Below are 14077 nucleotides of genomic sequence, written 5' to 3' on the forward strand. Positions count from 1 at the left end.
TTTTGCCCATAAAAATATTTATTTTAGAGAACGGTATGAAAAAAATTATTCTAATCTGCATCACAACAATGTTGAGTCAGTATGCACTTGCAGAAAATTGGAAATTTATTGTCAAAGATGAGGATGGCAGTTTTTATCTAGATACCGATCGTATTGTGAAAAAAGACAAAACGGTTAATTATTGGGCTAAGTTTGTTGCTGATGCAGACAGTGAAGAACTGGATATGAAAAAAGGTGACTATACACTTTCTCATAATTTAGACCAATGTGCTGATCGTACGACAAATATCACCTTGGTTGAAGATTATAAAAAAAATGGTCAATTGATCAATAGCGATCCGCAAGATTCAGATCCAAGTGATATCGATGATGATGAAATTAATCTGGCATTTTTTAAAGTCGTATGTAAATAGTTTTTAAATTGTTATTTATTTGAATACTTAAAGCATAATCAGCTTTAAGGCAATTCAGTCTAAGCTGCTTAAAATCCCTTTTATATAAAAGGGATTTTTTATTGATTACTGTCAATTTATGGTCATCATACTATAGCCAAACCACCTAATTATTCATATAAATGATTTGCATCAAGTTATTGATCATAAATGAACTTATGTTCTTGTATCAACTCTTAGAAACTATTGGTTATCAATTCGTTTTTTATACTTTTGAATCATAGATGGTTATCCTATCGTGGGGCGGCATGGATGTCGCCGTTGGATGGAGGTACAGGACGTACCTCTCATCCAACAGAAGATTTTTGTTACTTTTCATCTCTGAAAAGTTAGGCATCGCCTACACAAACTTATTCAAACTTTCAAAGCAAAATGTGGCAATCAACGTTTTTATAACCAAACAATTTATTCCCCCATGTAATTGATTTAATTAAAAATATAAATTAAGAGAAATTATATTCTTGTGTATGCGTTTTTGACAAGTTGACTATATTTTGATTTAGGCATTTTCATTCTTGAATTAGCCCTTTATATGCCCCATTCCAATTCTGCATTTGTGATTTTATTGATGACAGATTGATATTCAAATTTTTTACATGCACACCATAATTGGATGAAATCTGAACCAAAATATTGTTTAAAGACTGCATGTTTTTCAAATAATTGCAGTGCTTCAAGCTGATTAGAGGGTAAGAAATGCTGTGAGTTGATCACTTTTACTTGTTGGATTGATTGAGGTAAATCCAGTGCTGCATGTAAGCCATGCAGTACCCCCGTCAGAATGGTTGCAACACACAAATAAGGGTTGACGTCTGCACCCGCAACACGATATTCCAAGCGTTGATTGTCCTGATCTGAACAGGGGATGCGAATCGCAACGTTGCGATTATTGAAGCCCCAATTGGCTTCTAGTGGAACATGATTGCCAAGTTGAAATCTGCGGAATGCGTTAATATTGGGTGCTAAAATAGCCATGGATGCGGGCATTAAGTCAAGTAAACCTGCAATCACGTTCTGCATGATGGGGTTTGGATTTTTCAACTGATCTATTTTAAAAAGATTGTCTTGCCATTGGTTGCGTATGCTCATATGAAAGTGCATGCCACTGCCTGCTTTAGCCATATTTGGTTTTGCCATAAAACTGGCTTTTAAACCATGTTGCATCGCAATTTGACGAATCATTCGTTTAATACTCATGATGTCATCACACAGTTTTAAAATGTTGTCACTGTGCTGAATATTCAATTCAAATTGTCCAGAAGCACTTTCAGCTACAATACCTGTTAAATTAATATCTTGTCGTTTTGCTTCTAATTCAATTTGTTGAATGACAGTTTGAAAATTATGCGGAGTATCAACATCGAAACATTGGGTAGAGAGCGGATCAGGTTGGGGAGAAAACGGGGCATCTTGGATATTTTTAGACAAATAAAACTCGATTTCACCAGCCATCATTGGAAAATAGTGCATCTGATGTAGTGTCAATAAAATTCTTTTTAATATATTGCGAGGCTCAATCACACAATCTGAACCATCATCGGATTTCATGGTTAATAGCAACTGAGCATGTTGAGTGGGTTGATCTGCACAAGGCTTTAGACTGCCCAAGACGGGCATACATAAGCGATCGGGTTCACCAATATATTTTCCCAGCCCACTTTCTTCAACCACTTGACCATCCAAGCTCATCGCATAAATAGACAACGGAAAATAACAGCCTTTCTGCAATTGGTGGAGGGCATTTACTTCAATACGCTTACCACGAAGATGACCATTGAGATCATGTAAGCAGATATCAATAAACTGGGTCTCTGGATAATCTTCTAAATATTGTTGAATTTCTTTGTTGAAATCATGCATGTCCTGATTTTCTAAGATCAGTGCTGTGGGGAATATTTTTGTAGAACTGGCAAGCGACATATTCATTGTGAATAGATCCAAATGAGGTAAAAAAATTATAGAAAGCTTGCTTACTCGAGTAACGTAAAATGATCGTAAATTCTTTTCTTAGACACTTAGCCAAAACACTCAATATTAAGCCTCAATCATTGCTTGAGGCTCTATCCTAAAAACAGTGATATTTCAAAGCAAAGCTTTGGCGTAGCATTGCCTCAGAATATTGAGGTAAAACGACATGATGGGATTTGTAATTGGTGTATTTGCAATTGCAGGCATGATTAAAGGCACAATTGGTCTCGGCTTACCTGCCGTTTCAATGGGGCTGTTGAGCCTTGTGATTAGCCCATTCCAAGCCGCAACTTTATTGATCATTCCATCTATGGTGACCAACTTTTGGCAATTGTTTGCTGAAGGCCATGTATGGCGGTTGGTTCACCGTTTTTATCCCTTATTGTTGGGAATTATTATCGGTTCAATTTGGAGTATTTTTCCAACTTTAGGCCACTCTAGTGGTGGTTTCCATAGTGAAGCATTACTGGGGGGAATGCTGGCATTGTATGGACTCTATGGTTTATTTTCCAAACGTATGCCAAATCTTGCACCGCATGAAAAATGGCTTTCCCCAATCATTGGATATTTAGGCGGTGCTTTAACTGTTGCCACGGGAGTGGTGGTGATTCCTGTGGTCCCTTATTTACAATCTTTGCAGTTAAAACGTGATGACTTGGTTCAATCTTTAGGTTTAGCTTTTACCGTTTCAACCCTGTGCCTTGCGGTTTTCTTACATCAGAACCCTGTTGAAGATACGCCAATTGATTATCAACTATCCATTATTGCCTTGGTACCTGCGTTAATAGGAATGTGGGTGGGAACAAAAATTCGTTACCGTATTCCAGAGCAAAAATTTCGTAAAGTTTTCTTCTGTGGCTTGGTGATTTTTGGCTTATATTCAGTATTGCATCAATTTGGCGTGATCTAATTTGTGGACTTAAATGGTCGTTTAATCGCTTTGTCCACAAACGTGAAGTTATGATCATGTTTGGAGAAACTGAAAAAAACAAAGCAGATGATAGCGATTTAGTTAGTTTTAAAAATGAATATCAGCGTGGTGCTCAAGTCATTAAGCTAAAATCAGTTTCGATTTTTGTGAAATTAAAAATTGGGCAAAGTGTTGATATGCTGTTGGAAGTTCATCAAAATTTTGAGCAGCCAATTGTAGTTGGCGTTTTGCCCATTCTCCAACCAGCTCAATTTGATCAAATGCATAGAGTTGATTGAGTCGCATTGCTGCCCGTTTGGGCATAATGGCAATGCCGACACCACTTGCAACCACTTGAGCGATCGCAGCAAAATTTGGCAATCTTAAACGATACTGAATTGCACAATTAAGCAATTTGGCTTGGTTTTCAATCGACTGCTGTAGAGAGTGATATTGCATTAAACCCACAAAGGCATAGTTCAGAGTATCGACCAGTCTGAGCTCTGTTCGCTGGCTTAATTCATGATTTGATGGACAAATCAGCACTAACGGATCATCTGAAAAGGCTAAAGTCTGTAATTGATGTGCATTAAAAAAACTCGAAATTAAGCCGAGTTTTGCATTGCCTTTTTCAATGGTCTGAATAATTTCATTACTTTCAGCTTCCTGTAGATCAATCTGAATATGTGGGTTTTCAACTAAATACTGAGGGAGTAATAAGGGCAGATATTCACTTTGTGCAGATGAATTACACCATAAAGTCATCTGTGTGCTTAGACCTTTTGCGAAGGGTGACATCGCTTGTTCAAGCTGTTTACTTTGTTGTATTAGACGTAAAGCCTGCTCTGCAAAAGTTTGACCTGCAATCGTGAGTTTGACCCCTGAGGCATGGCGGGTAAAAAGGCTTGTGGCATATTGTTGTTCGAGCTTTTTAATACGTTCACTGGCTGCTTGTAGTGAAATCGATGAGCGTTCTGCGCCTTTGGTGAGGCTTCCTGTGTCCACGATATTGATAAACAGTTGCAAATCGAAGAAGTCTAGGCGCATGCGAATCATAAAGAGCTGAAATGAGATCAAAGTATAGCTGAATAATCATACAAATATGCGATATCGTGTAGATTGTTTCAGCGATGAGTAGGACGAAATTTAAATTGAAACAATGAATGAAGGCTTGATCACGACAATATCGTACGATAGTCACTAGATATTTAAAGTGCTTGTATTGGAAAATATATAGAGCTTTAAACAAAAGTAACTTGATTGATATTGATCATATGCCTGACGTGCTCAATTTGAGTCTACAACGCAAAGCATTTATCAAATATCAAAACACCCTAGAAAAGATGAAAATTCTAAGCGAGCAAAAAAGTGAAAACGATTGGTTTATTAGGTGGAATGAGTTGGGAATCTACCGACTTGTACTATCAACAGCTGAATAAAAGCGTTCAACAAAAATTAGGAAAATTACACTCTGCAAAAATTGTTTTAATCAGTGTTGATTTCGCTGAGATAGAAATATTACAGCGTCAAGGCTTATGGGACGATGCAGCACTGTATTTAACAGAGAAGGCAATTCAGTTGGAGAAAGCAGGGGCAGAAGGGATCTTACTGTGTACCAATACCATGCATAAAGTTGCTTCTGCTATTGAAAGCTCGGTCTCAGTTCCATTTATTCATATCGCTGATGCAACAGCAAAAGACGTTTTAAATCAGAACATTGGCAAAGTCGGTTTGTTAGGTACTCAATTTACCATGGAACAGGACTTCTATAAGCATCGGTTAGAAGAACAAGGCATCAATGTACTGGTGCCTAACCAAGCGCATCGACAGATGGTTCACAATATTATTTATGATGAATTGTGTTTAGGTGTGATCAAGGAAGAATCTCGTCAGAAATACATCCATATTGTTGAGCAGCTAATATTAGAAGGTGCTGAAGGCATTATTTTGGGATGTACAGAAATTTGTATGCTCATTGGGGATACTCAGTTTTCTGTTCCGCTGTTTGATACAACGTCGATCCATGTGCAAGCTGCTGTGGATTTTGCTTTGTCTTGACCTTTTTGAAACGGGTATTTGTATCAACAAAAAAGCTCCCGAAGGAGCTTTAAATACTATATAAGCAAAGGCTTACATAATTTTCACACCTTGTTGACCCGCAGGGGTAACTTTGAAGATTTCCACTTCAAACGTGATATTTTTACCTGCGAGAGGATGGTTGAAATCCACTTCAGTGATGTCTTCACCGACAGTTTTAACCACGCCAAATAGACTTTGTTTGGCTTTGTCTTCAAACTCAATCATGTGGCCTTCAACAGGACGTTGTTCGAATTTTACTGTATCGAATTTTTGCACATTTTCAGAATTCCATGGACCGAAAGCATCTTCTGGTGGAAGGCTAACAGTACGACGGTCACCTGCACGAAGACCAAATAAGGCTTTTTCAAAACCTGGCAATAAACTGCCATCCCCGATCACTAAGCTTACAGGCTCTTCACGGCTACGTGTGTTATCAATTTCAACACCACTTTCGATAGCAACAGAAAAATGCAGTTCTACTTTTGAGCCATCCGCAACACGCGTTTCGTCATTGGGGTTAATCATTTGTTCAGTCATTTTGCGCTTCCGCACGTTGAATACGATGCTTTTCTAAAAAGAAGGTATCAATTAACAATAAAATCGTACCGAGAGTGATCGCACTATCGGCAATGTTGAATGCAGGGAAACTACTGCCTTGGTAATGCAAATGAATAAAATCGACCACATAACCTAATGTCACACGATCAATTAAATTCCCCAATGCGCCGCCAAGAATCAATGCGATTGCAGCAGGTAAGATCAGCGTGGTTTTTGGCATACGCATCAGCCAAAAAATAAAGATGATCGATACAACGCCTGCAAGGCCTGTGAATAAATAATGCTGCCAACCACCCGCATCAGACAAGAAGCTAAATGCTGCGCCGTAATTATGCAGTAATGTCCAATTTAAGAAGGGCAGTACAGGTACAGGTTGAGCATAAGTCAGCTCTGCACTTGCAATATTTTTTGTCCATTGGTCAATGATAATGGCAAGGACAGAAAGTCCAAGCCACATCAAATTATGCGGATAAAACTGTAATAAGCCCTTTTTATTTTGCGGATTAGGCATATTTTCTCTCTTCACCTTGACCTGTAGGAAGGTTAATAATACAACGAGAACAAAGCCCTGGATGTGCATGATGTGTATTCACATCTGGAAGGACATGCCAGCAACGTGCACATTTTTCGCCTTCAGCAGCAGAAACTTTAACACGTAGGCCTTCAAGCTCTGTTGCTTCACCTTGCTCAGCGTAGTCATAAACAATCGCTTGAGAGGTGATCAAGACAAAACGAAGCTCATCGCCCAATTGCTTCAAGACGTTTTGTAGGTCTGTATTTGCCCAAAGTTCAACTTTAGCAGACAGGTTACTACCGACCAATTTCGCATTACGCGCTGTCTCAATCTGTTTATTAACCGCAGATTTGACTTCAATTAAGGTTTGCCAATCTGCTTCAGAGATCAAGTTGGTACTTGATGCCACTGGAATATCATACCAATGCGCTGTAAATACATATTTTTCAGTTTGTTCTGGGATCAATGGCCACGCTTCTTGTGCTGTAAAGCTTAAGATAGGGCTCATCCAACGAACAAAGGCTTGAACCAAATGATACAACGCAGTTTGAGCAGAATGACGTGCTGTTGAATCTGCTTTAGTGGTGTATTGACGGTCTTTGATGATGTCTAAATAGAAACCACCCAAATCATTGATACAGAAACTGGTCAAAGCATTGGTGACGACATGGAAGTTCATATCTTCATAAGCTTGCTGAATGGTTTTCTGTACGTCTGCTGCACGTTGTAAGATGTATTGATCCAATGCAATCAATTGGTCTACAGGTAACGCATCTGTTGATGGTTTAAAGCCGTTCAAGTTTGCCAATAAGAAACGTAAAGTATTACGAATACGACGATAGCTGTCACTTACACGGCTAAAGATTTCGTTACTTGCGGCAATTTCATAACGATAATCGCTTGATGCAACATATAAACGTAAACCATCCGCACCTAACTGCTTGATGATGTCTTCAAGTGGGATAAAGTTACCCAATGATTTTGATAATTTACGACCTTTTTCATCCACGGTAAAACCATGCGTAAGCAGGGCTTTATAAGGTGCGCGTTTATGGATCGCAATCGACGTGAGCAATGAAGACTGGAACCAACCACGATGTTGGTCAGAACCTTCAAGATATAAGTCAGCTGGATCTTGCAGTTCCGCACGTTCACGCAATACTGCATAGTGCGTTGTACCTGAGTCAAACCATACATCAAGCGTGTCACGAACAGCATTGTACTGTTCAGCATCATCACCGATAAATGCTTTGGCTTCACGGTTATACCAACCATCAATGCCTTCTTTTTCGATGAGCTTCGCCACATCTTCAATGAGCTCTGCGGTACGAGGGTGCAATTCATTGGTATCTTTATGTACAAAGAATGGAATTGGCACACCCCAAGTCCGTTGACGAGAGATACACCAGTCTGGGCGGCCTTCAATCATTGACTTGATACGGTTTTTACCCCAATCAGGGACAAAGTCGATGTCGTTTTCAATTGCATTTAAAGCATCTTGGCGTAACCCATTCGCATCCATGCTGATAAACCACTGTGGGGTTGCACGGAAGATGATTGGTGTTTTATGACGCCAGCAATGCGGGTAACTGTGCTTAATTGGCAGATGCGCCCAGAGTTTGCCAGCATCTGTTAATGCTTCAATGATTTTTGGATTGGCTTTATAAATGTGCTCGCCTGCAAAAAGAGGCGCAGTCGGTAAATATACACCATTACCACTTACAGGGTTTTCAACTTTTAAGTTATAGATTAAGCCAACTTTATAATCGTCCACACCATGTCCAGGTGCAGTATGCACAGCACCTGTACCACTGGTTGCGATGACATGTTCACCTAAAATCACAGGCACTTGGCGATCTACAATCAATGGATGTTGTAATTGTAAGTTTTCGAGCGTCGCACCAACAAAGTCAGCCAATACTTTTGGTTGTTCAAGTTTGTAACGTTCACATGCAGATTCAACTAAATCTTTGGCTAAGATTAAGTTTTGTGTGCCACGCTCAGACTGAACTTCCACCAATTGATAGGCAATATCTGCATGTAAGGCAACCGCTTGGTTCGCAGGTAATGTCCAAGGTGTCGTTGTCCAAATCACGATATCTGTTGGATTGTTAACGCTGACACCCACTTTTGCAGACAAATCAGCAAGATCTACAACACCGAAACCCACATCAATTGCATCAGATTTTTTATCTTCATATTCCACTTCTGCTTCAGCAAGTGATGATCCACAATCCATACACCAGTTCACTGGTTTTAGACCAGGTTCGATATGACCTGCTTTGGCAATTTCACCGAGCGCGCGAACAATATCTGCTTCTTGTTTGAAGTTCATGGTGAGATATGGATTATCCCAATCTCCAAACACGCCCATACGAACAAAGTCTTTTTTCTGTAATTCGACTTGGGTATATGCATATTCACGGCAGGCTTTACGGAAAGTCGATGCGTCAACTTTTACGCCAACTTTACCGATTTTTTCTTCGACTTTGAGCTCGATTGGTAGACCATGACAGTCCCAACCTGGAACATAAGGTGCGTCAAAATCATCTAAAGTGCGACTTTTAACAATAATGTCTTTTAAAACTTTATTGACGACATGACCTAAATGCAATGAACCATTTGCATATGGAGGACCGTCATGCAGAATATATTTTTTCTTGCCAATACGCGAAGCACGAATCTGCTGATAAATGTTGTCGGCATACCACTCTTCTAACCATTTTGCTTCACGTACTGCGAGATTTGCTTTCATTGCAAATTCAGTACCTGGTAGGTTTAGCGTGGCTTTATAATCCACTGCATTTTCAGAAGTTTGCTTATCGCTCATGCAAGTTGTCATCCAATATTATCAGCACCATTGCTGACGCGTTTTACAATAAAAGTTTAAGTTAAAAAGGAAATTTGGGGGTGTTTTTGCGAAACTCAAGCAAACGCTCGACATCATCATCAATTCCCGCCTGAAGCGCTTCAAGTGATGGGTAATTTAATTCACCATGTAAATAGTCGAGGAAAGTGACTCGCATTAACAGACCATACAGATTAGCAGAAACATTTGGAAAATGTACTTCTAATCGCCATTCTGGATGTTCTTGTTTGATTGCAGGGCGTGTTCCCACATGGCCCGCACCAAATAACGCATCTGTTTGATAGCCAGCAACACCTATTTTATCGGGGTTCTCAGCTTTGACTTTCTGTGTCAATGAGGTACTTTCGCAAATAACATCAACAGCATAAATACCACTTAAACAGGGTTTATGACGGCCAAGTCGAACATTGATGGTAGGAAAATTCAAAGTACGACCAATTTGATCACCATATTGCACACGACCAATCATGCTGTATGGACGACCCAATAGTTTTGCTGCAAGTGATAAGTCACCCGCTTGGAGAACTTGGCGAATACGGGTTGAACTGACACGTTCGCCATTAAATTCAATGGTATTGAGATTGGTGACATCAAAACCATATTGTTTTAAAAATTCACTATTGCCTTGACGGTCTTTACCGAAGTGAAAATCATCACCTAAGATCAAACTTTGCGCATTGAGTTTGTTTTTTAACAGGCTTGCAAAGTTTTCAGCACTTAAGCTACGGAATTGATTATCAAATTTAGCGATAGCAATATAATCAACACCCAATTCAGATAAATATTCTACTTTTTCTCTGAGTGATGAAATCCGTGGTGGTGCTTCATAACCTTTGAAAAACTCTAAAGGTTGCGGCTCAAAAATCATCACCAAGGTTTTTAAATTTTGGGCTTTAGCCACTTCTTTGAGTTGAGAAACCATCGCCTGATGTCCCAAATGGACACCATCAAAATTGCCAATCGTCACAGCGGTTTGGGGCAATTGAAAATTTGGTGCTAAGGCATTTAGACGTAACAGCTGCATGGTTTCAAAATAAGCTTAAAATTTGAAAGGACTATATATTGCCATAATCTCACAGTTTCGTCTTTGTTGTTGTGTTTTTATCCAGAAAAAAATGACTGAGAATACTTTTATATCAGTAAAATTGATTCATTTTATGAAATTAAATCAATTTTATTTATTAAAAGATGCTTTTATAATCAATTTATCTGCTGAAATGAGGATGAAGCGATGAAAAAGCCATTTTACCAACTTGAACAAACAGGTGATGTGATTCGACAGTTTACGCCAAACTGGTTCACCATGACCATGGGAACAGGGGTTGTTGCACTGATCTTGCCTGAATTTCCGTTTGCATCTGATTTTTTATGGCAGCTGGCAACTATTTTGTGGCAGTTCAATACACTACTGTTTACTGTATTTATCATACTGTATGTTCTACGCTGGCTCATCTATCCTCAAGAAGCGAAGCAGATTTTTTCCCATCCCGCAATGGCACTCTTTTTAGGTGCAATTCCAATGGGGTTGGCAACGGTATTAAATGGCTTTTTAAAATATGGCATAGCCATTTATGGTGATGTTGCGTTCCAAATTGCGCAGTTGTTGTGGTATGTCGATGTGGTTTTAGCGGTGGGTATCGGGGTGCTGGTACCTTTTTGTATGTTCCATAAACAAGATCATCAATTGCATACAATGACTGCAATGTGGTTATTGCCAATTGTGGCCTGTGAAGTTGCAGCAACATCAGGCGGCTTACTTTTAGCGCATATGCATGCGAGTCAACAGGCAGTGGCTATTTTATTCGCCAGTTATATGCTGTGGGGGATGTCTGTATTGCCTGCTTTTGGGATTCTCACCATTCTGATGTTACGTTTGGCTGTACATCAATTGCCGAGCAAAGAGTTGGCAATTACAAGCTGGTTAGCTTTAGGACCAATTGGTACAGGTGCATTGGCACTCCTAGTTCTAGGTGCTCAGGCTCCTCAAGTTTTGGCATTGATTCAGTTAGAAAATTTAGGTATGTTCTTTCAAAATGCTGGGATTGTAGCAAGTTTTATTTTGCTTGGCTTTGGTGTGTGGTGGGTTGCAATCGCAGTTCTAACCACACTCAAACATGCGGCGACCGAGCTACCATTTAATCTTGGTTGGTGGGGGCTAACTTTCCCACTGGGTGTATTTACCTTGGCAATATTGAGTTTAGGTCACCAATTAAATCTCAGTTTTATTGTAGATACAGGCTTAGCATTTGCTGTAATTTTAATGATGTTGTGGATGATGGTGATGAGCAAAACTTTGCGGGGAATGTATCAAGGGAATTTGTTCTTTTCTCCTTGTTTAAAGACTTTTTTAGAACGTGAATAAACAGAAAACCTTGTTGGTCAGTCTATAAAATAATCATTAAGAACCAATGATAAAATCGCCCAAGCCCAATTGTCTATTGATTACAGTTGGGCTTTTTTAATATTGAAATACAAAATAAATCTTATATAAGCAGTATGATGTTGGTTTGAGAAAATTTAAAAATGGATGAATGTTGCAATCAATGAGGATTCAAAAAGCATTTCAGCCCGTGCTAGAAGAGGTGATTAACGCTTTTAGTCGCAGCTTTGCCGAAGATTTACATAGTATCTATGTTTATGGCAGTGTCGCTCAAGGCATTGCAATTATCGGTCAGTCAGATTTAGACCTTTGTGTTATTTTTAAAAATAAACCTAAAAATTTAAATGAAAAGATTGCTGAAATAAGCGCAAATCTTAAGGTTTTACACCCATTTCTGCCTAAAGTTGATGTCGATATTGGTTTTCTAGACGAGGTTTTAAATAAGCATTCACTACAAAGTTGGGGAGCATGGATCAAATTCTTTTGTCAGCATATTTATGGAGAAGATTTATCTGCGCTTTTTAAAGATGTTCAGATTGATCGAGATGTAATTAAGGCGATAAATAGTGGTTATGATTCAGATATACAAGGTTATTTGCGCATATTAGAGGCATCTGATCAAACAGCAAAAGAATTAATCAACCTTAAAAAATCTTTAATTAAACGGATAATACGATTGCTTCCTTTGACATTGAACAATATAGAAGGATGGCCATGCAATTTAAACGATACTGTGGCACAAGCGATAGATGTATATCCTGAACAAAAAGCAGCGTTTCAATACTTGTTAAACGAACTTGATCACTCAAATGTATCGAGTGAGATCTCTCTCCAAGAAATAAAAAACGTTTATTTGTGGATAGATGCTCACATTATATAAAAATAAAAAAAAGCAGCCTTTTGGCTGCTTAAAATAGGTTAAATTTATAATTATGATTTATCTTTTAAGCTAAAGAACCAGTTGAGAATCAATGCTGCAAACGTTGCCGTACCAATACCACCCAAGTTGAAATCACCAAATTGAAGGGCAAAGTCACCCGTTCCTAAAATGATTGTTACTGCGGCAACCATCAAGTTTTTATTTTGAGAAAAATCGACTTTGTTTTCAATCCAAATCTTCGCACCCGCAATGGTAATTAAACCAAAGACCACGATTGAAGCACCTGTTAAAATCGCCGTTGGAATGGTATGAATAACTGCGCCAAATTTAGGTGAAAACCCTAAGAAAATTGCAAAAATACCCGCAATAACAAAAACAATCGTAGAATAAACACGGGTAACGGCCATTACACCAATATTCTCACCATAGGTGGTCATACCTGGTGCACCGACACCACCAGAAAGCGTGGTTGCAATACCATCTGCAACAAAAGCTTTACCAATTTGTGGATCTAGGTTTTCGCCAGTCATGGCACTGACTGCTTTGATGTGGCCCAAGTTTTCTGCCACCAAAATTAAAGCAATCGGCGCAATAATTAACATTGCATTGAGATCAAAAATAGGTGAATGGAAAGTGGGTGTACCAAACCATGCAGCTTGTTGAATCGGCGTGAAATTAATTGGTGTTCCATTTCCCATTACATTTGCAACAATGAAATAGATCAAATATGCCAATAACAATCCGACTAATAGTAATAAGCGTTGTAATAGACCTTTTGTGAATACAGCAATTGAGCCCATACACAGTACAGTGACCAAGGCCATCCACATATTAAAGTCATTGCCAGCGACACCTTTCACCGTAACAGGCGCAAGGTTTAAACCAATGATCATGACCACTGCACCAGTCACTACTGGTGGCATGAGCTTTTCAATCCATTTGGTCCCCGTTGCCATCACGAGCAAGCCGAACATTGCATACAACACACCACATGCCATGATCCCACCAGCTGCAACAGCTAAATTTGCATTTGGTGTACCTGTGCCTGATGCAGCATAGCCAGTTGCAGCAATTACGACCCCAATAAAGGCAAAGCTTGAACCTAGGTAACTTGGAACACGACCACCCGTAACAATAAAGAATAAGATGGTACAAATCCCTGACATTAAAATGGCCAGGTTTGGGTCAAAGCCCATTAAAAAGGGTGCGAGTACAGTTGCGCCAAACATGGCAAATGCGTGTTGAATCCCTAAAACGACACTTTGCGCAGGAGGTAAATACTCATTGGTACCGACAGGTCTTGCATCAATGCTGCCAGAATAAGGACGCCATTTGGGAAACCAGTTGGACATAAATTGAGCACTCAAAAAACAAATTGGACACATCATACGCTTTCTTTTCGAGAGTTTTAATCATTTTAGTCAAACTAAGCACTTGCATTTATTAGGGGAAAATTGATGTTTTGTA

12 protein-coding genes are annotated in these 14077 nt (G+C 39.2%); 5 read left to right on the forward strand and 7 right to left on the reverse strand.

Features of this window, described 5'->3' with window-relative positions:
• The first annotated feature begins 35 nt into the window (after positions 1-35).
• Positions 36-413, forward strand: coding sequence for a surface-adhesin E family protein (locus tag AS4_RS00175; protein WP_004718881.1), 378 nt, complete (start codon positions 36-38; stop codon positions 411-413).
• 567 nt (positions 414-980) lie between these two features.
• Here the strand turns inward: AS4_RS00175 and AS4_RS00180 are convergent.
• Positions 981-2378, reverse strand: coding sequence for a glutamine synthetase family protein (locus AS4_RS00180; protein WP_096732442.1), 1398 nt, complete (start codon positions 2376-2378; stop codon positions 981-983).
• A gap of 208 nt (positions 2379-2586) precedes the next feature.
• Between AS4_RS00180 and AS4_RS00185 the strand changes: the two genes are divergently transcribed.
• A complete protein-coding gene (locus tag AS4_RS00185) occupies positions 2587-3330 on the forward strand; it encodes a sulfite exporter TauE/SafE family protein (protein WP_096732444.1) in 744 nt (247 codons plus the stop codon).
• 141 nt (positions 3331-3471) lie between these two features.
• Here AS4_RS00185 and AS4_RS00190 read toward each other — a convergent pair whose 3' ends face one another.
• Positions 3472-4377, reverse strand: a complete 906-nt coding sequence (locus tag AS4_RS00190; RefSeq protein WP_096732446.1) for a LysR family transcriptional regulator — start codon at positions 4375-4377, stop codon at positions 3472-3474.
• A 321-nt stretch (positions 4378-4698) separates the two neighbouring features.
• Here AS4_RS00190 and AS4_RS00195 point away from each other — a divergent pair, with 321 nt between their 5' ends.
• Positions 4699-5388 carry an aspartate/glutamate racemase family protein gene (locus AS4_RS00195; RefSeq protein WP_096732448.1) on the forward strand — a complete coding sequence of 230 codons (690 nt, stop codon included), beginning with the start codon at positions 4699-4701 and terminating at the stop codon, positions 5386-5388.
• Between the two features lie 72 nt (positions 5389-5460).
• Here AS4_RS00195 and AS4_RS00200 read toward each other — a convergent pair whose 3' ends face one another.
• From AS4_RS00200 to ribF, 4 genes are all read right to left on the reverse strand, one after another.
• Positions 5461-5946 carry an FKBP-type peptidyl-prolyl cis-trans isomerase gene (locus tag AS4_RS00200; protein WP_004818226.1) on the reverse strand — a complete coding sequence of 162 codons (486 nt, stop codon included), beginning with the start codon at positions 5944-5946 and terminating at the stop codon, positions 5461-5463.
• Positions 5939-6478: a signal peptidase II gene (gene lspA / locus AS4_RS00205; RefSeq protein WP_004718873.1), complete on the reverse strand. Its 540-nt coding sequence runs from the start codon at positions 6476-6478 to the stop codon at positions 5939-5941. Before lspA ends, AS4_RS00200 begins: the two co-directional genes overlap by 8 nt.
• Positions 6471-9311 (reverse strand): isoleucine--tRNA ligase, encoded by a 2841-nt coding sequence (ileS, locus tag AS4_RS00210; RefSeq protein WP_096732450.1) that lies wholly within the window; start codon positions 9309-9311, stop codon positions 6471-6473. Before ileS ends, lspA begins: the two co-directional genes overlap by 8 nt.
• 61 nt (positions 9312-9372) lie before the next feature.
• Positions 9373-10374, reverse strand: coding sequence for a riboflavin biosynthesis protein RibF (gene ribF, locus AS4_RS00215; RefSeq protein ID WP_004718869.1), 1002 nt, complete (start codon positions 10372-10374; stop codon positions 9373-9375).
• Between the two features lie 207 nt (positions 10375-10581).
• On the opposite strand from ribF, the gene AS4_RS00220 reads away from it, so the two are divergent.
• The gene (locus AS4_RS00220; protein ID WP_096732452.1) at positions 10582-11712 is read left to right on the forward strand and encodes a TDT family transporter; all 1131 of its coding nucleotides are present in this window, start codon (positions 10582-10584) and stop codon (positions 11710-11712) included.
• 181 nt (positions 11713-11893) lie between these two features.
• Entirely contained in the window at positions 11894-12610 is a 717-nt protein-coding gene (locus AS4_RS00225; RefSeq protein WP_096732454.1) for a nucleotidyltransferase domain-containing protein, read from the forward strand.
• A 50-nt stretch (positions 12611-12660) separates the two neighbouring features.
• On the opposite strand, the gene AS4_RS00230 is transcribed toward AS4_RS00225, so the two are convergent.
• Positions 12661-13962: a solute carrier family 23 protein gene (locus tag AS4_RS00230; RefSeq protein ID WP_096732456.1), complete on the reverse strand. Its 1302-nt coding sequence runs from the start codon at positions 13960-13962 to the stop codon at positions 12661-12663.
• Between the last annotated feature and the right edge of the window lie 115 nt (positions 13963-14077).

The sequence above is a fragment of the Acinetobacter guillouiae genome (assembly GCF_002370525.2).
Lineage (GTDB): Bacteria > Pseudomonadota > Gammaproteobacteria > Pseudomonadales > Moraxellaceae > Acinetobacter > Acinetobacter guillouiae.

Coding starts and splice junctions, on each gene's coding strand:
- AS4_RS00225 (WP_096732454.1), top strand. CDS start 11,894: ATGAGGATTCAAAAAGCATTTCAGCCCGTGCTAGAAGAGGTGATTAAC.
- AS4_RS00175 (WP_004718881.1), top strand. CDS start 36: ATGAAAAAAATTATTCTAATCTGCATCACAACAATGTTGAGTCAGTAT.
- AS4_RS00230 (WP_096732456.1), bottom strand. CDS start 13,962: ATGTCCAACTGGTTTCCCAAATGGCGTCCTTATTCTGGCAGCATTGAT.
- AS4_RS00185 (WP_096732444.1), top strand. CDS start 2,587: ATGATGGGATTTGTAATTGGTGTATTTGCAATTGCAGGCATGATTAAA.
- AS4_RS00190 (WP_096732446.1), bottom strand. CDS start 4,377: ATGCGCCTAGACTTCTTCGATTTGCAACTGTTTATCAATATCGTGGAC.
- lspA (WP_004718873.1), bottom strand. CDS start 6,478: ATGCCTAATCCGCAAAATAAAAAGGGCTTATTACAGTTTTATCCGCAT.
- ileS (WP_096732450.1), bottom strand. CDS start 9,311: ATGAGCGATAAGCAAACTTCTGAAAATGCAGTGGATTATAAAGCCACG.
- AS4_RS00200 (WP_004818226.1), bottom strand. CDS start 5,946: ATGACTGAACAAATGATTAACCCCAATGACGAAACGCGTGTTGCGGAT.
- ribF (WP_004718869.1), bottom strand. CDS start 10,374: ATGCAGCTGTTACGTCTAAATGCCTTAGCACCAAATTTTCAATTGCCC.
- AS4_RS00180 (WP_096732442.1), bottom strand. CDS start 2,378: ATGAATATGTCGCTTGCCAGTTCTACAAAAATATTCCCCACAGCACTG.
- AS4_RS00220 (WP_096732452.1), top strand. CDS start 10,582: ATGAAAAAGCCATTTTACCAACTTGAACAAACAGGTGATGTGATTCGA.